Here is a 20027-nt window from a genome sequence, read left to right as displayed (position 1 = left end):
ACCGTGGGGGAATTTGCCTGCGCCGCCGCGAATTGCTCCTGGTACTTACGGATCGTCTTCCGGTCAACGCCCGTAATCCGGGCGATCTCCCGCTGACGTTTGCCCGCTGCGACGAGCGTGGCGATGGTTGTTTGCAGATGCGGCTTCAAGACATTCACTCCAACAACCCCTCTTCTTCATTCGAGGGGTGCAAGGTAACGTCCTGCCAGACCGCGCCAGCATCATGCTCCGCGTGTCTCTAGGTGGGGGATTTTGAGGTGCCCACAGGTGGGGGAATTTGCCCGCCCATCGGGGATCACGCGGGCGGAGCGTCTGTTCGGCGAATCCGACTACATGCTGCATGTCGTCACGCGGGATCTGAAGGCGTTCCAAACCCTCTATGATCGGCGGCTACTGCCGCTGCCGTCGGTATTGCGGCTGACGTCGACGCTCGTGATGAAGAGCATCTTCCAGGACCGGCCGCTTCCGTTGTGATCAACCCGACCGTTCCTGCTTGAAGGATGGCAGGGATGGGCTACAGCGGCGGAGTATCCTGCACGCTTGCGCTATGGCTATTTCTCTGCCTTGCCGTGCATGACCATGATGGTCTGCTGCATGAGGGCACAGAGCACTTCCCTGTCCTCTTTCACCGCAAAGACTTCGGCTTTGGTGACGATGAGGGTCCGCCCCGGCCGAACCACTTGACCACGTGCGATCAATTTCTCGCCATCGGCAGGCGCCACGAGATTCATCTTGTACTCGACGGTCAGGACCGAGGCGCTCGCCGGAACCATCGTCATTGCGGCGTAACCAGCCGACGAATCAGCAATCATGCCGACGACACCGCCATGCACGAAGCCGTGTTGTTGCTCGATACCGTCCCAGTGCGGGACATGAATTTCAGTACGTCCATGCTCAATGACAGGCATGGTCGCGTGAATCAGTGTCATTGCGCTTTGCTTGTCAAAGCTCGCGGCAACATCTCTGACAAAGTCAGGGTTGGCAATGTCGTGCATCGATTGTCTCGAGATGGTTATTTAATACGCAAACTCTACAGGTCCGTTGACGTTAGCGTCAATGAACCTGTAACCATCGTCACAATCGTGGCCCGCGACACGCCGCGCAGTGGCGCATACGTCCTCAATCCTTTTCCGATGTCGCGCCGTTCAGGTAATGCCACTCGAAGCCGTGCGGCCCTTCCTGTACCGTGCCAACCGACGCCTCCGGAAAGTGCGCAGGAAAGACGATCGCCCCGGTTTTCACTGCGTGATTGAGCAGCCATTGTCGCGAGGCTCGCGCGAGCGGCTGGTCCAGGCAGAACGTCGAGTTCCACTGAGGGCGATAGACCTGCAGGGGGCTATGCATCACGTCGCCGGAAAACAGCGCCGTGTGTCCTTGCGAGCGAATCTCGATCGCCATGTGCCCGATACTGTGACCCGGCGTCGGCAGAAAGCGAATGCCTTCGACAATCTCATCCACCGCGTCCGGCACCAGGCGGGCCTGTTGCGCTTCGATGATGGGCAGCACACTGTCTTCGAATACCATGCGCCGCGGTTCCCCTCCAGGCGTCGCGAAGTAGTCGTGCTCGCGCTGGCTGAACACATAGGTGGCATTCCGAAAAACAGGCTCCCAGTGGTTGTCCTGCCAATGCGTGTTCCATCCGACGTGGTCGACATGCAAATGGGTTAGCAGCACATAGTCCACTTGCTCGCGCCGGAAACCGGCCGCTTCGAAACGCTCCAGCACCGGATTCTCGAGCCGGTCGAAAAGCGCACTGAAAGGCCGCACCTTCCCGTTGCCAATGCCCGTATCGACGATGACAGTCCGACCGTCCAGTTCGACGACCCACAGGTGCGTTTTCAGCGATACGCGACGATTTTCGAGGTCAACGCTAGCCGCTGAAAAGTGCGCTCCCAGTGCGCGTTCACTCTCAGCGTCCCACTCGGGAAACAGCACCTCGGGAGCCAGCGCGAAGCCCGTTTCGTCGATCCGTGTAATCTTCGCCCCGCCCACGCGATACGTCGCAGAAGAGTCTTTCATAGTGCTGCTCCCTTATCGTCAATGACGAAGCATTTCATTCTGAAACCAGTCTATGCGCAACCGGCCTGACAGGCACGCGCATCATGGCAACGGCATAGAGTGCCGCGCCGATCAGCGCGGACAAGCCCCCGGTCAGGGCCAGCGCCACACCGAGGCTGTTGCCCCCGTGCCCGAGGCGTTCGTTCAGCGCGCCAACCGCCAGCGGCCCAACGCCGCCGCTGATGGCATTGGTCATGAACACGAGCAGCGCGAGCGAGCGGCCACGCATGCGGTTCGGCACGGCGATCTGCAACGGCACGGGCGCGAGTCCCATTGCAATGCTCGCCGTGAACGCGCAGATGCCGTAGAGCACAAGCGCCACTGTACTGTCACTGACGAGCGGCATTGCAATCGCGGCCGGCACCAGCGTGGCAACTGCGCAGGCGGAAAAGCCCAGCACCTTGCGCAAAGTGCTTTCATCCGTGACGCGCGTCGCGAGCATGCCTGCGCACGCAATGCCGAGCGTACCGCCGATCATGTATGCGGGAGCGGCCAGTTGGCCAACCATCTTCGGAGCAAGATGGAAATGCCGCATCAGCAAGGTCGGAAACCATGCGGCATGCGAATAGAACAGCGTGATCAGCGCCACGTAAGCCGCGAAATACGGCAAGCAAAAGCAATTGCGCACGAACAGTTCGATCAGGACGTCGCGCAGCGAAGGCACGACGTCCCCGACATGCGTTGCACGATCAAGCGTCTCCAGCCGGAGCGGCTCGCGGACTGTGAACGCCACCAGCGCGGCCAATGCGAGCCCTGGCATTCCGACAGCGACGAACACGGCCTGCCAGGGCTCCATGCCGTGTGCGGCCAGCCATGTGCCGCCTGCACCATGCGCCGCCGACAGCAGCATGCCGCCGCCGAACAACGCGACGCCACCTCCAACATACGGCCCGAGCATGAAGACACTGCTCGCGCGCGCCACGCGGCGCGGCGCAAAGATGTCGCTGAAGATCGACAAGGCTGCCGGGCTCAATGCCGCCTCGGCAATTGCGGTGCCTGCGCGCGCAATTAGCAGTTCTGAAAAATTGGAAGCGAATCCGCATGCCATTGTCGAGATGGCCCAGATTGCAATGCAAGCGGCAATCAACTTGACGCGATTGGCCCTGTCGACGAGCCGCGCGACGAAAACGCCCGCCGTTGCGTAGCACATCGTAAAGGAAAGTCCCTGTAGCAGGCCGATTTGCGTATCGGTGAGCGCAAGTGACTGCTTGATCGGCTGCACGAGAATACTGACGATCTGCCGGTCCAGATATGAGAACGCAAAGCAGATAAAAAACAAGGTCACGACATAGGCCGCACGCGTGTCGCCGGCAACAGGCCGGGCATCGGGTTCGGCCTGTGTTGCCAAAGGAGGATGAGCGCTCATTCACTGTCTCCGCATGATGAGTCGGGGGAGCGGGAAGTCACCGTTGTTGTTCTTGTCCGGTGCTTAATCGGCGCGGGTATCCGCGGCCAGCAATGCGATGCAGTCGCCGGGCTCCACGCGCGCGAATGTACGCATGCACATCACCGTGGCGTCTGCGCGAAAGCGGATCTCTCGCGGCGCTTGCCACGGCTCGTGCGGATCGAAGAGCCTACCCGCGATTTGACCTTCTCGAACGCAGTCGCCGAGCGCAAAGGCGGGCTCGAACACGCCTGCAAGCGGTGAATACACGTAGTGGCGCGCGCCATCCACGCGCAGAAAGCGCGTGTCGCCGGGCGGCGCTGGATGGTCTTCCGGCACGATGCCAAGCCGGTACATCACCCTGTGCAGTCCGCTTTCGACGATCGCGAGGTTCGCCGCGTCGCAGCCCGCGTGGCCGCCGAACTCACCGCAAAGAAAGAGTTTCCCGTGGCGTTCGGCCGCCGCCGCGAAGGTGCGGTCTTCGCCGAGCAGGTCCATGATCATCGTGTTCGGCGCACCGAAAGCGCGGACAAGGTCGAAATAGAGCGCACGCCGCTCGTCATCGGCCGGCGGCGACGCGAGAAGCGTAGGCGCATGTTCGAATGATGCACCGCCCGCGTGGAGGTCAATCACGATATCGGCACGCGGCAGCAGCTCCGTTTCGACGTAGTGCGCGATCATCTCGGTCGGCTGCCCGTTCCGAGCACCGGGGAAGAGCCGGTTCAGATTGCCACGGTCGATGGGAGACGTACGCGTGCCGTTAATGAAGGCCGGAAAATTCAGCGCGGGAATCACGATGAGGCGGCCGCGTATTGTCATCGAGGGCAGCCGCTGCAACAGCTTCATCAGTGCAACCGGGCCTTCGTATTCGTCGCCGTGGTTGCCGCCCGTCAGCAGAACAGTGGGACCAGTGCCCGCCCCCGCGTTGAGTACGGCAAGCGGAATCGGAACGTGGCCGTACGCCGAGCGGTCGTGCGACCAGGGGAGCCTGAGCGTGCCGGTCTGAAAACCTGTGCGCTCGAAATCCACGTCAGTGGCGAGAAGCGATGGAAGTTTGGACATGGTGCGATCCGTAGACATCGAGGCGGCGCCCCGGTTGCCTTTACTATCGCTGACTCAAAGGCGCCTGCCCAATGCCGTTTTCTGCAGCGGGTGATGCCTCCAGGGCATCGCCCCTGACGCCCTTCCCCCATCGACGTGACAGGTCAGGACGCCGCCTTGCGCAACTGATCGACGAAACGCTTCAGAGCGGGGTTTGTTTCGCTTTCCCCGAAGCAGAACTCGAGCGGCAACGGCACCGAAAGGTCCTGCAGATCGACGAAGCGCACGCGCGCAGGAGGCCGATCACGATTTGCCGCATTCACAATCGCGGCGCCCATACCCGCGGATACGAGCGAAAGGATCGCCGTTTCCGTGCTGGCCTCCTGGCGGATGTCGAGCGTGAGACCGCGCTCGGCGCAGGCGGCAAGCAAGCGGTCGTAGTACGCGGGATAGACGCGACGCGGAAACACGATGAATGGTGTGTCCCGCAGCGCCGCCGCTACAACAGCGCCCGCTTTGCCGAGCGGCCACGCTTCGGGAACCGCAAGCACGACGTTCTGTTCGAGCACGGGCATGCTTGCGATCCCTTCGGGAAGCATGCCCACGCGATAGCAGAAACCACCGTTCAGCCGTCCCTCGGCTATCGATTCGAGTTGTTCCGGCGTGTTCATCGGCAGCAGTTCGAGTCTCACATCCGGGACGGCCTGTTCGAATTCGCGCAGAGCACGCGAGACAACACCGCTCCACGCCGCGTTTTCGACGAACCCAACACGGAGATTCCCGTGCAAACCGGAGGCGATCTGGCGGGCCAGGCGGTTGGCGGCGTCGACGCGCGCCAGAATCTCGCGTGCTTCTGCCAGGTAGGCTTCGCCCGCAGGTGTGAGGACCAGACCGCGTGGCGTTCGTTCGAACAACGCCACGCCGATGGCCTCCTCGAGACTCTGGACTTGCCGCGAAATAGCGGGCTGCGTCACGTGCAATTGTTCAGATGCCGCGCGTACGCTACGCAGCTCGGCGACAGCAATGAAATAGCGGAGATGCCGGAGTTCCATGGTGAGAAGGCCGAGAACGTCGGATCCCGATGGTAACTCATCGCATACGTTAAGCACTTACGGTGAGGAACCGGCGCAACGCGCTGCAGCGGGTTCACGCGGCGGCGCTGCGTTCTTCAGTGGCGATCGATGCCGATCTTTTTGACCCTCGATCTGCGCGGCGCAATGAGGCGGTAACCGCTAGAATTGCGGTTTTAGCCCGGAATACGCCAATGTCCTTTGCCTCGCTTGGCCTGATCGATCCCTTGCTGCGTAATTTGCAAGACCTCAATTACCAGACACCTACGCCGGTGCAGGCCAAGGCGATTCCGGCTGTGCTCAGCGGCAAGGACGTCATGGCAGGGGCACAGACCGGCACTGGCAAAACGGCGGGATTTGCGCTGCCGCTATTGCAACGACTGGTGCAGCACGGCCCTGCAGTGTCCAGCAACCGCGCGCGCGCTCTTGTGCTGGTGCCCACGCGTGAACTGGCTGAACAAGTGCTGCAAAGCTTTATCGCTTACGGCAAAGGCCTCGACTTGCGATTTCTGGCCGCCTACGGCGGTGTGAGTATCAACCCTCAGATGATGAAGTTGCGCAAAGGCGTGGATGTCCTCGTCGCCACGCCGGGCCGTTTGCTGGATCTCAATCGCCAGAACGCAGTGCAGTTCGATCAGGTCGAGACGCTGGTGCTGGATGAAGCCGACCGCATGCTGGATCTTGGCTTTGCGCGCGAACTGAACGCGGTCTTCGCCACCTTGCCCGCCCAGCGCCAGACCCTGCTGTTCTCGGCGACGTTTACCGACGACATCCGCACTATGGCGGCGGGCATTCTGCGCAGCCCGGTCAATATCAGCGTGAGCCCGCCCAATGCCACGGCCAGCAAGATCAAGCAGTGGGTCGTGCCAGTGGATAAGAGGAACAAGCCTGAGCTCTTCATGCACCTTGTGGCTGAGAACAACTGGGAGCACGCGCTGGTGTTCGTCAAAACCCGCACTGGCGTGGATTACCTGGCGGCCATGCTGGATGACGCGGGCTACGCGGTGGACACCATCCACGGCGACAAACCGCAACCCGCGCGCCTGCGTGCGCTGGAGCGCTTCAAGGCGGGCGAAGTGCAGATGCTGGTGGCCACCGATGTGGCTGCGCGCGGGCTGGATATCGACGACCTGCCGCTGGTGATCAACGTTGATCTGCCGATCGTGGCGCAAGACTACGTGCACCGCATTGGCCGTACCGGCCGCGCGGGCGCCAGCGGCGTGGCGGTGTCCCTCGTGTGTGCCGATGAAGCGCCGCAACTGGCCGCGATTGAAGCACTGATCCGGCAAACGCTGCCCCGTGAAGAAGAGCCGGGTTTTGAAGCCGAACACCGCGTGCCGCAAACCAGCGCGACGGGCCAGATCATCAAGAAACCGAAAAAAACCAAGAAGCCCAAAGTGCCGCAAGCTGCGCCGGGCGCCACGGCGGTGGTCAGCAAAAAACCGCGCCCGCAAGGTGGCGACAAGAAACGCGAGCCTGTGGCGCAGCGCGCGGTGGCCGCCGGTAAAGGTCCAGACCTGGTCAGCGGTAGCCCATTTAGCTTGCAAAAGCCTCGCAGCAAACCCGCCGGCAAGCCGGCTGCCGGCTCACGTAAGCCGGCAGCAAAACCCGCTGGTGGCCGCGGCAAGCGCCAGCCCTGATCCGCGGGGATCCAGGAACCATAACGACTTCGGGCCCAGCGCCTAGCTGGCAACCCGGTTAGACGCATCCACCAGGATTCGGCCCGCCCGATCGCCGACCGAAAACAACGCCTCCTGCACGTTCGCCCAATTGGCGGCAAGCACGACGAGATCCTGCGCCGCGGCCTCTTTCGCCGTTCCGGCGGCGGCGCCGGAACCCAACTCCGCCACGTCGGCAGCGAGCGACTGAGGCCCACGCGAGTTGCTAAGCACAACCTGGTGACCTAGCGGCAGGACGTGCCTGGCGATCGTTTTGGCGACAGTCCCGACACCGACGGTGGCCTTGATAAAGGCCTCGAACTGCTCTTCCCGCGGGAACGGCTTTGGGATCGCCAGGCCTTTCTGGACCGCTGGCCGGTCCAGCACGCGCTCGAACCAAGCCTTAAGGTTGGCGTTGTCATGGAGCGGCAGATCCTGCGTGAATGCTCTGGGGGAAATAATCTGGTTGACCTGCGGGCACTTTACTTGCTGTATGCAAGTGATGCTAAGATATAGCCATGAAGACGACGCCCAAAGAAGACATTCGGTCCCATTGCTCAGTGAACTACGGCGTGGAGATCTTCGGCGACAGGTGGTCGCTCTTGATCGTTCGCGACATCGTCTTCGCTGGCAAGAAGACATACGGTGAATTCCTGAAATCGGAAGAAGGCATCGCGACCAACGTCCTGGCTTCCCGCCTTGCCTTTCTCGAGGAACAAGGGATTCTCTCGAAGGCGCCTAACCCCGACGACAGGCGCAAGGACTTCTACGCGCTGACCGAGAAGGGCCTGGACCTCATTCCCATCCTGCTCAACATCGTCCTTTGGAGCGCGAAGCACGACTCGAAGTCGTACGTGCGGCGCTGCAAGGAGTTCGTTGCTCGATTGAATCGAAGCCCCGTGAAGGTGAGCGAAGAGGTAAAGGAGTTGGTCCGCAACGGCGGGTGTGTCTTTCCTGAGAGCAAGGAGTGAGTAGGACATCGGCCGCGCCGAACGGGCATCTCGATCTCGCACTGTGGCTGATACGTCAGTCGAGCCCCGAGCTTTCCGCTCTTGTCGCTCGTTATATGCCGGTAGTTTGAGCGCTGGGCCCGTTCGCGGCTCGCAGAAGGGTTTTCGCTGGACTCAGCGGCCGATGCTCCGACGAGCAAGCGAACCCTGCAGCGTCGTATCGAGTCGGTGCTCGGCAAATCGCCTCTTTCGTACTTCCAGGATTTGCGCGTCGAGCGTGCGCTTCACCTGATTCGGACAACCCACATGGATATCGAGGCGATCGCTGCTGAGGTTGGCTACGCCGATGGCGTGACGCTGCGTACGCTGCTTCGCAGACGCCTCGGACGAGGCATGCGTGAATTACGCCGCGATGAGTCGGCACTTCAAGCCGCCTGTCTCGCTCCGAGGGCGTACCACGACGGAGCGTGGTCAATGCGCTGCAGAAAATCTTCGAGATCTCGCTTCGACAACGCGATCGTCGCCGTGCTGTCGAGTGGATGAAACAAAAAGACCGGTTCGTGCGCCAGGTCGTTGTCGATCACGAGGCGAACGTGATGAGCGCGGTCATTGACCAAGGCGAGTGGGCTCAACGAGCCAGGCCTCACCCCAAGCAGATCGAAGAGACGATCGGCCGAAGCGAACGACAGACGCTTGCTGTTCAGCGTCTTCGCAACGGCGGGCAGATCCAGCGATTTATGCGCGGTCGTCACCACGAGGTACAGACCGCCCTGCTTGTCCTGCAGCAGAAGATTCTTGCAGCGCGCGCCGTCAAGCGACAGCTTGAGCGCCCCGGAATCCGCCATGTTGAGCACCTGCTCGTGAAACTCGCATTCAAACGGCACATCCTGCTGCTCGAGCAGTTCTAGCAGTTCATCCCTTTCTATCATTTCCCGTTCGATCCAGAATGTTGCACATGCCGGCCGCATCTCGCGCGCCGGCAAGCAGTCGATCACCTCGGCTCAAAAACCGGGTACGAGGCCGTATCGATCAGCGACAGCGTGTCGTCGCGCGACAGCAGACCCGATTCCTCGAGAATCTGCACCAGTGGCCGGCCTTCCGCAACCGACTGCCGCGCCAGCTTGCTGACACGAGCATATCCAAGTTTCGGCACGAGCGCCGTGGCCACAGCCATCGAGTCCATCAGGTGTCGCTCATTGCATGCAACGTCGGCGGTGATGCCGGCAACACACTTCTGCGTGAACCTCTCGATGCCGTTGGTCAGCAGCATGATGCTGTCGAACACACGGGAAGCCACGACAGGCTCGAAGTGATTGATTTCCAGTTCGCCATACTGGACAGCCTGAGCCACCGCGACATCATTGCCTATGACCGCAAAGCTCAGCTGGATCATCGCCATCGGCAGCACGGGATTGACCTTGCCCGGCATGATCGAGGAACCGGCTTGCGCCTCCGGAAGGCGCAACTCCCCGATTCCACCCACGGGTCCGGAGGAGAGAACCGTCAGGTCCGATGCAATTTTTGCAATGGACGCCGCACAGGTACGAAGCTCGCCTGAAACGCGCGAGAACACGTCCATATTCTGCATCGCGTCGAACGAGTTTGCCGGCGCGACATAGTCAACACTCGCGATCTCCGAGAGGTGTTGATAGACGGCGGATCGATACCTAGCGGGCGCACCAAAACCCGTACCAATCGCGGTACCACCCAGCGGCAGCGTCCGAAGTTTGTCGCGCACTGCCGTCAATTCTTCCGCCAGACGTCGCGCAAGCGATGCATAACCGCCAAAAAGCTGACCGAGACGCATCGGCTGCGCATCCTGCAAACACGTACGGCCGAGGTGAAGGACATCGGCGAACTCGATCGACTTGCGATCGAACTGCTCAGCCAGCTTTTCAACTTCCGCAATGAGCGGTCCGAGCATCGCGTACGTCGCAATCTTCAGCGCGGCTGGATACACGTCGTTCGTGGACTGCGAGCGGTTGACATGGTCGTTGGGATGGATCACGTCGTACGAGCCCGGCACGTGACCCAAAAGCTGTTGCGCCCGATTGGCGATCACCTCGTTGAAGTTCATGTTCGTCGACGTGCCACCCGAGCCCTCGAGCAGATCGACGATCAGCGAGTCACGAAACTGGCCTTCGATGATCTCCTGACACGCCCGGCTGATTGCATCGCATTGTTCCGGCGTGATGACATCGGTGTCCCGGTTCGCGAGCGCGGCCGCCCATTTGCACTGCGCGAAAGCCACCGCAAACGCCGGGTAGTGAGCAATGCTGAGAGGAGAAACCGTGAGATTGTCGACGCCTCTTACCGAATTGACGCCATACAATTTGTCGACCGGAATATCGACTTCACCAACATAGTCGCGTTCGGCACGCGTTTCAGCTTTGGCTTGGCTGTTCATTTGAGTTCCTGTTTCCAACATCAATCAGTTGTTCAATTTCCTGACCGAGTGCCTTTTTCACTCGCGGCAGGAACGATGTTTCGATCACTTCGGACGCCGTGTCGCACGCGTCTTCGAAGAAAGCGCTGTATTCGTCGCGTCGCGCTACCAGATATAGCGAGCGCTCGAGGCCTAGCCTGTCGACAACGTGGCGCGTCACCTGGTCCGCGTAAGCTGCACCCTGCAACAGACACATCGGCGAGGTCACAGCCCAGCCGATGCCTTCTGCCACCATCGAAGTGAGCGCATCGGCGTTGTCGAGCTCGAGCCTCGTCGGCATGCGAAGATCGATACGGCGCAGATAGCGCTCGATCTGCATGCCGACCTGTGATTTGCGGTTAAAGCGCACGATGGGCAATGCATTGGCCAACGCCCTGATGTCCTCCATGGTTCGAACCGGCTTGCGGAAATCCCGCGGCGTGATGACAAAGTACTTCTCGGAGAGGAGCCGGAAGCGCACTACGTCATTGGCGTCGATCAACGCGTCGCTCGTGACGATGAGATCCAGGTCGCGCCGCAGCAGCGCCTCGCCTTGCTGCGGGCTCAATCCCGTACGGATCGACAGCTGCGATACCTTCTCCAGCAGCCGCTTCGTAAACGCCGAGCCGCACGTGGCCGCGAACGAGTCGACAAATCCGATGCGAAGATCAGGCTTGATGCCGCGCCCCGCTTCGACGACCTGGGCCTTCAGATTGGCGATCTCCTCGCTGAGTACCGCTCCGCGGTTCCGCAATGCGATGCCGTACGGCGTCAACGCGAGGGGACGGGTCGTGCGATTGACCAGCACGACGCCCAGTTCGTCTTCCAGTTGGCGAATGATCTGCGAGACACCCGATTGGGAAATACCCATGCGTGCGGCCGCACCAGACATGCTGCCCTCCTCCGCCACTGCGACGAACACCTGTACCGCATACATATCGATTGGCTTGTTGAGCGACACGATGGACTCTCCCATAGTTACAGTCAGCAGACATCGCCATGCGTGCGCCAACGTGGGAGCGTCAGACGCCAGGGCTTCAGTGGCGATGGCCCGCTGTATGCAGGCTCACGTTCTGGCTGCCGTCCACCGCCGGCTCGTTGCTGCCGTGACCAGAACCCATATCCGAAAGACTCTCTTTGCCGGTCTCCGGTGCGAACAAATGACAGAACACGCCACCGAACACCAATACGGCCACGCACACACCGAGCGCAGCGTGAATGCCAACCTGCTGCACGGCCACGGGCAGGAGGAACGTACTGATCGCGGAGCCGAACCGGCTGGAGGCAACGGCCAGTCCGACGCCTGACGCACGCAGGTGGGTCGGGAAAAGCTCTGGCGGATAGACAAACTCGAGGTTCGCCGCAGCCGAGAGAATGCAGGCGAAGATGCCAAAGGCGAGTATTGTGCCGAGCGGCCCGAATCCGGCGTAAGCGAGCACCGCGAGTCCGATTGCAGCGAGATAGAAGCTGCCAACGAGAAATGCACGGCGCGAGAGCCTGTCTACGATCAGCAATCCGAAGATTGCTCCGGCGAACAGCAGCACGTTATAGACAAGTCCACCGACGAAGCCGTCCTTGACCTGCAAGGCTTGAAGCACCTTCGGAGAGAAGGTACCGAGCGCAAAGTATGGAATGACCTGGCACGTGTAGAACACGCAGCCGACCAGCGTGTTCTTTCTCCAGCGGGCCGAGAACAGTTCTGACCAGGCACCACGACGTTGCTGAGGTTCGGCAGACGGTGCAGGCAGAATGGTCTCCGGACCGAACTTTGCGCGGATGATTTTCAGTGCCTCGTCTTTCCGGCCGCGTTTCATCAGCCACATGGGCGACTCGGGTACACCAAGACGGAATGGGAGGATCAGCAGTGCGGGCAATCCACTGGCGGCCAGCATGATCCGCCATGCGTCGGGGCCGATATCGCGAATGGCGAAGCCAGCGAGGTACGCGCAGACGTAGCCCGCCGCCCAGGCTGCCGCGAGCACACTCAGGAGACGGCCACGATAGCGGCGTGGCGAAAACTCCGTGACAAGCGATTTGCTCACGACATAGTCAGCGCCGAGAATGAGACCAAGCAGCACGCGCAACACCAGCAGTTGGGTCGGCGACGTCACAAAGAATTGCGCTGCTGAAATCACTGCAAAGAGCAGCATGTCAAAGGCGAAAATGGTGCGGCGTCCATATCTGTCCGCCACCGGACCTGCAAACATGCTTCCAAAAAACAGGCCGGCAAGGGACGCTGCACCGAGCGCGCCCATCCAGAGCGCGTTCAGATGAAGTGCGCCCGCAGCCATGCTTACTGCGATTCCGATGATGCCCAGCACGAAGCCGTCGCTGAACTGTCCGCCGGTACCGCTAAACGCCACGCGCAAGTGGAAACCGCGCAGCGGAACGTCCTCCATCAATATCTGCTTGCTCACTTTCGTCTCCTGGACTCTGGTTATCAGCGAGGCGCCTGTCTGCGCCTTCTGAAACCAGTGTAGGGACTCGAATTCAAGAAAACAGCATGTCCGGTGTCAGTATCAATGATTCTAATAGTATGTCACGCGGGGGTTGAAGTTGAGCACCTCGACGCACGCCAATCGGGTCCAGGCTCGGAGCGGGAACGGCACGCGGCGCGGCGGTGCTTTGGCAGCACCGTCGCGCCTGAACGAACCCTCTTCACCGGCTCTCAGCCGGCGAAGCGGCTCAGAACTCGTGAAGCATTGCCTGGATGCTCGACGGATCTTTGGTTGTCGTGAGCGCGAGCATGAGAAGAATGCGGGCCTTCTGAGGGTTCAGATCGTCGCCGAGAAGCCCCACGTAGGCCGGATCTTCCGGTACGAATCCGCCCCCTGTACGGGAGGAGCGGACCACAATCACGCCCTGGGCGATCGCCTTCTTGATTGACGGAAGTGTGAGGAGTGATTCGCTGCCTGCTCCAACGCCTGCGACCACAATGCCCTTTGCTCCGTGCGCAACTGCGGCGTCGTACATGAAGCCGCCGTCATTCTGATAGCCGTAGACGATATCGACTTCCGGAAGAGAATCGAGCTTCGACACGTCAAACGGCGTTGAAGTGGTGTTGCGCTTCAACACGGACGTCTCGAAGTGAGGAACCTCGTCAACCAGCGTGCCCAGGTAGCCGGAATCGTTTCCCTTGAACGTATCCAGCGACGTGCCATTGGTCTTCGTGGTGTAGCGAGCCGAGCCGATCCGGTCGTTCAGCACGATCATGACGCCGTGGCCGCGGGCCTCCGGCGACGCGGCAACCGTGACTGCCTGCAGGAGGTTGCTCGGGCCGTCGGCACTGATGGCCGTCGACGGCCGCATCGATCCCGTGACGACCACGGGCTTGTCGCTCTTGACGACGAGATCGAGAAAATATGCTGTTTCTTCGAGGGTATCGGTGCCGTGAGTCACCACGACACCCGCGATATCCGGTTGAGCAAGAAGCTGATTCACGCGCTTGGCAAGCTTTAGAAGGATATCGTTGGTGATGTTCTCACTTCCGACATTCGAAATCTGCTCGCCGGACACCTGCGCAACCTTGCCCAGTGACGGAACCGATTTAAGAAGCGCGTCAGCCGTCAGTACGCCTGGCTTATAGCCCGTCGTTTGCGTCTCGCTCCCCGCGGTTCCTGCGATCGTGCCGCCGGTTGCCAGCACTGCAACGTGGGGCAGTGTTCCGGGCGATGTCGATTGCGCCATCGCCGGAGCCACCGAGAACAGGCAGAATGCAAGACCTGCTAAAAGCCGGCACAAGTAGGTGCTCATTCGAGCGTGGTTGTCTCTCACAGGACGTCTCCAGATTGGAAGAGTGGAACGCTGGATAGCCATCAGAATTGGCGTATCTCTGAAGACGAGTGTAGTGACACATTCAGGAAATCAAATCAGGCATAGGGCATCATTAGATAAACTGATACTGTGGTGTACGGAAGATGAAGGTGCTAACGACAGCAGGCAAGCAGCACCGCTGCGGCCTCTTTCTTTCTAGTATTCCTTAATTAATCGGGCTAACGACTCGGCCTCTCGGGCGACGGCTTCATCTACCGATATGCCGTCACTTATCCATAGCTCGACGGTATCTGCGAACGCTTTTTTTTGCCGCGCCGCACAACTGAGTGATGCGAATTCTGTAAACCCCGTCGAAGCTAAACACTTCCAGCCGCCCCTCGTACTCACGTGCATAGAATTTCATCGCTCGCTCCTTGAGTCGCCGCCTTGCGTTTTTTCACAGCTCCGGATGTCGCCGCCGCGCCCGGGCATGCTGCCAACCTCTGGTACAAGCATGACCACCAAGCCGCGTTCGCCTATCGTGCGCTCAAATATCGGGCGGTCAAAGCATTTCTAATCGTTTGCGCTGAGGTACTCGCTACGATGGCTATCGCTTGCTCACGCTGCTTGCTCCGTCTCGCATTGGTTGTTGGCCCACCCGGTCCTCGATGGGTTGCCCCTCGCCAGGCTCGATGTTGACGGAATCGATATCTCTGACTAAAGTCAGAGATATGGACGCATCCGACATTCGCCAGGTTCGTAGCTTTAACCGCATAGTCGCCGAAAGCATCGGCGCTATCGACGATCATTTCCTCGGACGAGGCCGGCCGATGGGTGAATCACGCCTGTTATGGGAAATCGGTGTCGAAGGTGCGGATATTCGTATGCTGCGCGCGCGGCTAAACCTCGATTCGGGTTATGTCAGCCGTACCTTGGCGTCTCTTGAGAGGCAGAAACTTGTCGCCGTCCTTACTCATTCGACCGACCGCAGAGTACGCCGGGCGTGCCTGACTGAAGAAGGACTGATTGAAAGGGCCGAGCTCGAACGGCTCTCCGACGCGGTCGCTTTACGTGCGCTCGAACCACTCGGCGACGAGCAGCGCCGGCGACTGATCGAAGCCATGTCCGAGGTCGAGCGTTTGCTAAAGGCCTCTCTTGTGCAGTTTGCGCTTGAGAAGCCGGAAAGCGATGATGCGCAGTGGTGCTTTGAACAGTACTTCGGTGAACTTGACGAGCGCTTTGACGCTGGATTCGATCCAGCCTTGAGCCTATCGGCAGATGTGCATGAGCTTACGGCGCCAGAAGGCGCGTTGATTGTCGCTAGGCTCCATGGAAGCCCGATCGGCTGCGTCGCGCTTAAGTTTCATAAGAAGGCGCCGGCGGAGCTTAAGAGAATGTGGGTGAGTCCTTCGGCTCGCGGCATGGGTGTAGGCCGTCGATTGATTGTTGAAGCGGAAAAACGTGCGCGGCAGGCTAAAGCGCGTGTTATCCGGCTGGAGACAAATCGCGCTCTGCGCGAGGCGATCTCGCTATACCGGCAATCTGGATACATCGAAATCGATGCGTTCAGCGCGGAGCCGTATGCCCATCATTGGTTTGAAAAGCGGCTAGGCTGAACGGCCGTAGTTCGTTGCATTGTGGAGTTACGGCAGTCGCTGATTGATCACCCGTCCGTCAGTTCCTTCAGCACCGCATAAAACGTCTGAAAGCGTTCCGCACCGAGCCGCCGCTCCCATTCGCGTTCGATCTCGTGCACCGTGGCGCGCTGTATTTCAGCCACTTTCCAGCCCTTCTCGGTCAGAGAAACAAGGCGCGCGGAAGAGTCCCCCATCGCAATCCTCTGCACATAGCCCAGCTCTTCAAGTTGCAGTAGCAGATAGTTCATCGCCTGCTTGGACATGCCCGCGCGCTGTGCCAGGTCAATGGGACGCTCGTTTTCCGGAGGAGGAAAGCGCAATACCTTGAAGTGGGCAATCTGGATGTCTGCAAAGCCGGCCGCGGCTAACGCCTCGCCCAGGCGCTGCTCTACGTGGTTGAGGCAAAAGCGCAGCCGGGCCCCGATGAGCGGATCATCGGGATCCGGATCGCCGAAAAATCTTTGCGTAGAAAGGGATTGACGTTTGGTGCCCATATAGTAAAGTGACTTTACCATAACGCCGTGGAGTTTCGCCATGCATTCAGCGCCTGACGAACTGATCACCATCGGACAACTGTCGATGCGCTTCCTGGTCGATGGGCGGGACACCACAGGCCATATGGCGATGGCGGAAATGGTTGTCCAGCCAGGTGCCAAAGTCCCGCCCCCTCATCGCCACGTCGACGTTGACGAGACGATCCACGTCCTGGAGGGATCGCTGACCTACCGGGTCGACGACTGCGTGCGCGTCCTGAGCGTGGGCGATTACTGCTTCTCACCGCGCGGCAGCGTCCATCATTTTTCGAATCCGGGCGAAGTCCCCGCTCGTGCGCTCTTGGTGTTTTCGCCCGCCAACATCGGGCCTGACTACTTTCGCGAGGTAGCCGGCGTGTTGGGCGCCGGCGGCCCACCGAATATGGACATGATAAAGGCCGTGATGATGCGCCACGGGATCGAACTGGCGTCTTGAGTACAACGCGGCTGATCTCGCGGCTATGGGCGACCTTGCGACATCCCCCTGAATCGTTGACAGATTCTAAGTGATCGCCATATCAGATTTTCTCTGTTGCCAACTTCAGGCCTAATCCGACAAACAAGGCGCCCATGGTCTTGGTCAGCCAATATGAAATAGCCTGGTTGCGGCGAAGTGCACTTGTCATTCGCGCTGCGAGAAACACATAGGTAATGCTCGTCGCTATTCCAACCATATTGCCAATCACGCCCAACGCGATGAGATGCTTCAGAGGATTTGGGTCGTGCGCGTTCATGAACTGGGGAAGCAATGCGAGGTAAAACAGCGCGACTTTCGGGTTTAACACGTCGCTGAGAAAGCCTTGCCAAAAGATGAGCCGCAAAGCTTTTTTCCTGGCGTCGCCAACAGGAATAGCAACGCTTCCCCTGGAGGCCAATGCTCCCAAGCCGAGATAGACCAGATAGGCAGCACCTAGCCACTTCACAGCGGTGAACGCCGTCGCCGATGCGAGGACAATCGCAGAGAGACCGGTTACCGCGGCAAGCAGGTGCACGTAAGCGCCGAGATTAATCCCGAATGCAGCGCAAAGGCCTGCCCCGCGCCCCTGGGCGATCGTCCGCCCAAGCAAGAACAACATATCGGGACCGGGGACGAGGCACAAAATGAGACTGGCGCCGACGAACAGCATGTATGTGTGAATGCTCACGGTTTTGGCTAGGTCCGGGTTGAGATTGCCATATAGCTTGCCATAAACGTAGTCGCCGCCATAAAGAGGTGCATAATCCCACGCGACCGGCCTATCAGGAAAACGTCGTGAAACGCTGGATTATTCGTATTGCATTGGCGGGACTCGCATTAATCGTTCTTGTCACTGCATCGGGTGCCACCTTCGAAGCTTATGAGCGGCACGTGACCAGGAAGCGCTTTTCTCCGCCCGGGGAACTCGTCGACGTTGGCGGTCGAAATATCCAGCTTTATTGCATCGGCACTGGCTCGCCCACGGTAGTTTTTGAATCTGGCCTGGATTTGAGCGGTGCTTTGAGCTGGTCAGCTGTTCAGCCTTCCGTAGCCGAGAAGACGCGCACGTGCTCTTATAGCCGCGCTGGGATTATGTGGAGTGAGCCAGGCAAAGGGGCTTTCGATGCAAGAACTGTCGCCGAAGATTTGCATCGCGCGTTGAGCACGGCCGGTGAGCATGGTCCGTTCGTGATCGTCGGACAGTCGTTGGGAGGCCCGTACATCATGGCCTACACAAAATTCTACGGCGCGGACATTGCAGGCCTGGTATTCGTCGACGCATCGCACCCGGATCAGGTTAAGGCACTTCAAACGGTTATGCCGCCATCGGACACGATGTTGGCCGAGCTCGCCGCATCGCTGGCGTGGAGCGGGCTCGTGCGCGCATTGGCGCCAGGTTTGGTCCAACAAGCGCCGAATCAAAGCCTCGAAGACGTTCAGGCCATCAGGGCGTACGCGCCCACTTCCCTTGCGCCCATGCTACGGGAGAACAATGCCTTGAATGAGACACTTGCTGAGGCCGGAACGTTTCGTCAACTCGGGCAACGCCCTCTCTATGTACTGACCGCGATGGCGCCGTTCTCACCGGCAGCGCTTCAATCGATGAAAATTACGAGCGCTCAGGGAGAGCAAGTGCGCATCATCTGGAAGCGGCTGCAGGACGATGAGGCCACGTGGTCGTCAAATAGCCGCCATGAGTATGTCGACTCGGACCACGACATTCAATTCGAGCGGCCGGACGTAGTCGTCAATGCCGTGAAGGCTGTCGTCGATTCCGTCCGTGCTGAAGGGCACGACTGACCTAGCTAAATCGCGCGGGCAAATACGGCGTGGGATCGATGAACGGCGTTTCACCGACGATTTGCTCGGCAACGAGGCGCGCCGTGACCGGCCCTAGCGTGAGCCCATGATGATTGTGACCGAACGCGAACCACAGCCCCGCATGGCGCGGCGCAGGCCCAAGTAGCGGGCGCATGTCGGGCGTACACGGGCGCAAGCCCATCCACGGTGTTTCGTCTAGCCGCGCGCCGAGGCCGAACACGGGACGCGCTTCGCGCTCGGCCGCGTCGAGCTGCGCGTAGTTGGGAGGCCGCTCGCGCGTGGCAAGCTCGACGCCAGTGGTGAGACGCAGGCCGCGACGCATCGGTGCGACGACGTAACCGCCTTCGATATCCACCACCGGACGCACGAGCGGCGCACGCGCCTCGCTCGCGTAGTGCATGTGATAGCCGCGCTTGACCATGAGCGGCACACGGTAGCCGAGCGGCTGCGTCACGAGATCCGACCAGGGGCCGAGCGCCACGACCGCAAGCTCGGCGCTCGCCGGTCCTTCCTCGGTCTGCACTCGCCAACCTTTGCCTTCGGGCATCAGCGTACGCGCATCGCCCCGTGCAAATGTACCGCCTTCACGCAGGAACAATTGCGCATAGCCCTTTGTCAGCGCGCCAGGATCCGCCACGCTTGCGGGATCGATCCAGTGAATCGCGCCCGCATAGCCCTCGTGGAGTGAGGGCTCCAGTGCGAGCAGGCCCGGTGCGTCGAACATCTGCACATGTAGGCCGTGTGCGTCGGCCACGCCCTGTGCCGTGCGCATTTCGCGTTCGAGGCCGGCGGCCGAGCGCCACGCTTCGAGCCAGCCGACGGGCCGCACGATTTCGCGCAAGCCGGCACGCTCGATCAGTGCGTCGTGCTCGGCCACGCTGCGCTCGATGAGCGGCAGCATGTCGTGCGCGGCGTGCGCGAGGCGCGCCGGCGACGACTCGCGCCAGAAGGACGCGAGCCAGCGTGCATAAGCGGGCAACGAGCGCACGTCGTAGCGCAGCACGGTCGAGTCGTTGCGCACGAGGCGCAGCAGCGTGCGCCAGTCGCGCGGAAAGCCATAAGGCACCACCGACGACGACTCGATCAACCCCGCATTGCCATGGCTCGTTTCCTCGCCGGGCCCGCGCCGGTCGACGAGCGTGACCTGCACGCCGCGCGCCTGCAGATGCAGCGCGACGCTCACGCCCACGATTCCCGCACCGAGAACGATCGCGCTCTTGCTCATGAATCGGCTCTGGAT

Annotated in this window: 22 protein-coding genes and 1 pseudogene; 7 read left to right on the top strand and 16 right to left on the bottom strand. The window is 60.5% G+C overall.

All coding sequences use genetic code 11. The features are described from left to right. On the bottom strand, positions 1 to 158 hold a 158-nt coding region (locus E1N52_RS18150; protein WP_165979410.1), incomplete at its 3' end, for a helix-turn-helix domain-containing protein. A gap of 109 nt (positions 159 to 267) precedes the next feature. Between E1N52_RS18150 and E1N52_RS18145 the strand changes: the two genes are divergently transcribed. Continuing rightward, positions 268 to 474, top strand: a complete 207-nt coding sequence (locus tag E1N52_RS18145) for an Lrp/AsnC ligand binding domain-containing protein (RefSeq protein ID WP_246089115.1) — start codon at positions 268 to 270, stop codon at positions 472 to 474. A 77-nt stretch (positions 475 to 551) separates the two neighbouring features. Here the strand turns inward: E1N52_RS18145 and E1N52_RS18140 are convergent, their stop codons facing one another. The 5 genes from E1N52_RS18140 to E1N52_RS18120 all read right to left on the bottom strand — a co-directional run bounded on the left by E1N52_RS18140 (position 552) and on the right by E1N52_RS18120 (position 5535). Next, positions 552 to 995: a PaaI family thioesterase gene (locus E1N52_RS18140; protein ID WP_133184128.1), complete on the bottom strand. Its 444-nt coding sequence runs from the start codon at positions 993 to 995 to the stop codon at positions 552 to 554. Positions 996 to 1119: 124 nt separating this feature from the next. Further along, entirely contained in the window at positions 1120 to 2019 is a 900-nt protein-coding gene (locus E1N52_RS18135) for an MBL fold metallo-hydrolase (protein WP_133184127.1), read from the bottom strand. Positions 2020 to 2053: 34 nt separating this feature from the next. Continuing rightward, complete coding sequence (locus tag E1N52_RS18130) at positions 2054 to 3424, bottom strand: MFS transporter (RefSeq protein ID WP_133184126.1); 1371 nt, start codon at positions 3422 to 3424, stop codon at positions 2054 to 2056. Positions 3425 to 3487: 63 nt separating this feature from the next. Next, positions 3488 to 4504, bottom strand: coding sequence for a succinylglutamate desuccinylase/aspartoacylase family protein (locus E1N52_RS18125; RefSeq protein WP_133184125.1), 1017 nt, complete (start codon positions 4502 to 4504; stop codon positions 3488 to 3490). Between the two features lie 143 nt (positions 4505 to 4647). Beyond that, a complete protein-coding gene (locus E1N52_RS18120) occupies positions 4648 to 5535 on the bottom strand; it encodes a LysR family transcriptional regulator (RefSeq protein ID WP_133184124.1) in 888 nt (295 codons plus the stop codon). A gap of 212 nt (positions 5536 to 5747) precedes the next feature. Here E1N52_RS18120 and E1N52_RS18115 point away from each other — a divergent pair, with 212 nt between their 5' ends. Next, entirely contained in the window at positions 5748 to 7193 is a 1446-nt protein-coding gene (locus E1N52_RS18115; RefSeq protein WP_133184123.1) for a DEAD/DEAH box helicase, read from the top strand. Positions 7194 to 7235: 42 nt separating this feature from the next. Here the strand turns inward: E1N52_RS18115 and E1N52_RS44110 are convergent, their stop codons facing one another. Then, positions 7236 to 7598, bottom strand: coding sequence for an NAD(P)-binding domain-containing protein (locus tag E1N52_RS44110; protein ID WP_165979409.1), 363 nt, complete (start codon positions 7596 to 7598; stop codon positions 7236 to 7238). A gap of 131 nt (positions 7599 to 7729) precedes the next feature. Here E1N52_RS44110 and E1N52_RS18105 point away from each other — a divergent pair, with 131 nt between their 5' ends. Continuing rightward, the gene (locus tag E1N52_RS18105; protein ID WP_133184121.1) at positions 7730 to 8182 is read left to right on the top strand and encodes a winged helix-turn-helix transcriptional regulator; all 453 of its coding nucleotides are present in this window, start codon (positions 7730 to 7732) and stop codon (positions 8180 to 8182) included. 5 nt (positions 8183 to 8187) lie between these two features. Then, a pseudogene (locus E1N52_RS18100) lies at positions 8188 to 8572 on the top strand (helix-turn-helix domain-containing protein); the annotation flags it as partial. Positions 8573 to 8586: 14 nt separating this feature from the next. On the opposite strand, the gene E1N52_RS18095 reads toward E1N52_RS18100, so the two are convergent. The 6 genes from E1N52_RS18095 to E1N52_RS44105 all read right to left on the bottom strand — a co-directional run bounded on the left by E1N52_RS18095 (position 8587) and on the right by E1N52_RS44105 (position 14763). Then, entirely contained in the window at positions 8587 to 9156 is a 570-nt protein-coding gene (locus E1N52_RS18095) for a prolyl-tRNA synthetase associated domain-containing protein (protein WP_133184120.1), read from the bottom strand. Next, on the bottom strand, positions 9153 to 10568 hold the full coding sequence (locus E1N52_RS18090) for an aspartate ammonia-lyase (RefSeq protein ID WP_133184119.1): 1416 nt from the start codon (positions 10566 to 10568) through the stop codon (positions 9153 to 9155). Before E1N52_RS18090 ends, E1N52_RS18095 begins: the two co-directional genes overlap by 4 nt. Next, on the bottom strand, positions 10546 to 11547 hold the full coding sequence (locus tag E1N52_RS18085; RefSeq protein WP_205965629.1) for a LysR family transcriptional regulator: 1002 nt from the start codon (positions 11545 to 11547) through the stop codon (positions 10546 to 10548). The genes E1N52_RS18090 and E1N52_RS18085 overlap by 23 nt, the downstream gene beginning before the upstream one ends. A gap of 76 nt (positions 11548 to 11623) precedes the next feature. Beyond that, positions 11624 to 13003, bottom strand: a complete 1380-nt coding sequence (locus E1N52_RS18080; RefSeq protein ID WP_205965628.1) for an MFS transporter — start codon at positions 13001 to 13003, stop codon at positions 11624 to 11626. 268 nt (positions 13004 to 13271) lie between these two features. Further along, positions 13272 to 14339: an asparaginase gene (locus E1N52_RS18075; RefSeq protein ID WP_205965627.1), complete on the bottom strand. Its 1068-nt coding sequence runs from the start codon at positions 14337 to 14339 to the stop codon at positions 13272 to 13274. Between the two features lie 286 nt (positions 14340 to 14625). After that, entirely contained in the window at positions 14626 to 14763 is a 138-nt protein-coding gene (locus E1N52_RS44105) for a hypothetical protein (RefSeq protein WP_165979408.1), read from the bottom strand. A gap of 307 nt (positions 14764 to 15070) precedes the next feature. Between E1N52_RS44105 and E1N52_RS18070 the strand changes: the two genes are divergently transcribed. Further along, positions 15071 to 15955, top strand: coding sequence for a bifunctional helix-turn-helix transcriptional regulator/GNAT family N-acetyltransferase (locus E1N52_RS18070; protein WP_133184117.1), 885 nt, complete (start codon positions 15071 to 15073; stop codon positions 15953 to 15955). A gap of 47 nt (positions 15956 to 16002) precedes the next feature. Here the strand turns inward: E1N52_RS18070 and E1N52_RS18065 are convergent, their stop codons facing one another. Then, entirely contained in the window at positions 16003 to 16512 is a 510-nt protein-coding gene (locus E1N52_RS18065) for a MarR family winged helix-turn-helix transcriptional regulator (RefSeq protein WP_205965626.1), read from the bottom strand. On the opposite strand from E1N52_RS18065, the gene E1N52_RS18060 reads away from it, so the two are divergent. Beyond that, the gene (locus tag E1N52_RS18060; protein ID WP_133184116.1) at positions 16511 to 16945 is read left to right on the top strand and encodes a cupin domain-containing protein; all 435 of its coding nucleotides are present in this window, start codon (positions 16511 to 16513) and stop codon (positions 16943 to 16945) included. The genes E1N52_RS18065 and E1N52_RS18060 overlap by 2 nt on opposite strands. Positions 16946 to 17027: 82 nt before the next feature. Here the strand turns inward: E1N52_RS18060 and E1N52_RS18055 are convergent, their stop codons facing one another. Continuing rightward, entirely contained in the window at positions 17028 to 17636 is a 609-nt protein-coding gene (locus tag E1N52_RS18055; protein WP_133184115.1) for a LysE family translocator, read from the bottom strand. Positions 17637 to 17761: 125 nt separating this feature from the next. On the opposite strand from E1N52_RS18055, the gene E1N52_RS18050 reads away from it, so the two are divergent. After that, on the top strand, positions 17762 to 18766 hold the full coding sequence (locus tag E1N52_RS18050) for an alpha/beta fold hydrolase (protein WP_246089114.1): 1005 nt from the start codon (positions 17762 to 17764) through the stop codon (positions 18764 to 18766). A 1-nt stretch (position 18767) separates the two neighbouring features. Here E1N52_RS18050 and E1N52_RS18045 read toward each other — a convergent pair whose 3' ends face one another. Further along, positions 18768 to 20012, bottom strand: coding sequence for an NAD(P)/FAD-dependent oxidoreductase (locus E1N52_RS18045; RefSeq protein ID WP_133184114.1), 1245 nt, complete (start codon positions 20010 to 20012; stop codon positions 18768 to 18770). Between the last annotated feature and the right edge of the window lie 15 nt (positions 20013 to 20027).

It is taken from the genome of Paraburkholderia guartelaensis (assembly GCF_004353905.1).
GTDB classification, from domain to species: Bacteria; Pseudomonadota; Gammaproteobacteria; order Burkholderiales; family Burkholderiaceae; genus Paraburkholderia; species Paraburkholderia guartelaensis.
Note: the sequence above shows the minus strand (reverse complement) of the source record. Positions and strands in the feature narration are given on the sequence as shown.

What these genes read in the sequence shown, in the direction of transcription:
- E1N52_RS18090 (WP_133184119.1), bottom strand. Translation starts at nt 10,568, where the DNA reads ATGAACAGCCAAGCCAAAGCTGAAACGCGTGCCGAACGCGACTATGTT.
- E1N52_RS18115 (WP_133184123.1), top strand. Translation starts at nt 5,748, where the DNA reads ATGTCCTTTGCCTCGCTTGGCCTGATCGATCCCTTGCTGCGTAATTTG.
- E1N52_RS18105 (WP_133184121.1), top strand. Translation starts at nt 7,730, where the DNA reads ATGAAGACGACGCCCAAAGAAGACATTCGGTCCCATTGCTCAGTGAAC.
- E1N52_RS18125 (WP_133184125.1), bottom strand. Translation starts at nt 4,504, where the DNA reads ATGTCCAAACTTCCATCGCTTCTCGCCACTGACGTGGATTTCGAGCGC.
- E1N52_RS18120 (WP_133184124.1), bottom strand. Translation starts at nt 5,535, where the DNA reads ATGGAACTCCGGCATCTCCGCTATTTCATTGCTGTCGCCGAGCTGCGT.
- E1N52_RS18045 (WP_133184114.1), bottom strand. Translation starts at nt 20,012, where the DNA reads ATGAGCAAGAGCGCGATCGTTCTCGGTGCGGGAATCGTGGGCGTGAGC.
- E1N52_RS18130 (WP_133184126.1), bottom strand. Translation starts at nt 3,424, where the DNA reads ATGAGCGCTCATCCTCCTTTGGCAACACAGGCCGAACCCGATGCCCGG.
- E1N52_RS18070 (WP_133184117.1), top strand. Translation starts at nt 15,071, where the DNA reads ATGGACGCATCCGACATTCGCCAGGTTCGTAGCTTTAACCGCATAGTC.
- E1N52_RS18075 (WP_205965627.1), bottom strand. Translation starts at nt 14,339, where the DNA reads ATGAGCACCTACTTGTGCCGGCTTTTAGCAGGTCTTGCATTCTGCCTG.
- E1N52_RS18140 (WP_133184128.1), bottom strand. Translation starts at nt 995, where the DNA reads ATGCACGACATTGCCAACCCTGACTTTGTCAGAGATGTTGCCGCGAGC.
- E1N52_RS18135 (WP_133184127.1), bottom strand. Translation starts at nt 2,019, where the DNA reads ATGAAAGACTCTTCTGCGACGTATCGCGTGGGCGGGGCGAAGATTACA.
- E1N52_RS18055 (WP_133184115.1), bottom strand. Translation starts at nt 17,636, where the DNA reads ATGCTGTTCGTCGGCGCCAGTCTCATTTTGTGCCTCGTCCCCGGTCCC.
- E1N52_RS18065 (WP_205965626.1), bottom strand. Translation starts at nt 16,512, where the DNA reads ATGGCGAAACTCCACGGCGTTATGGTAAAGTCACTTTACTATATGGGC.
- E1N52_RS44105 (WP_165979408.1), bottom strand. Translation starts at nt 14,763, where the DNA reads ATGAAATTCTATGCACGTGAGTACGAGGGGCGGCTGGAAGTGTTTAGC.
- E1N52_RS18060 (WP_133184116.1), top strand. Translation starts at nt 16,511, where the DNA reads ATGCATTCAGCGCCTGACGAACTGATCACCATCGGACAACTGTCGATG.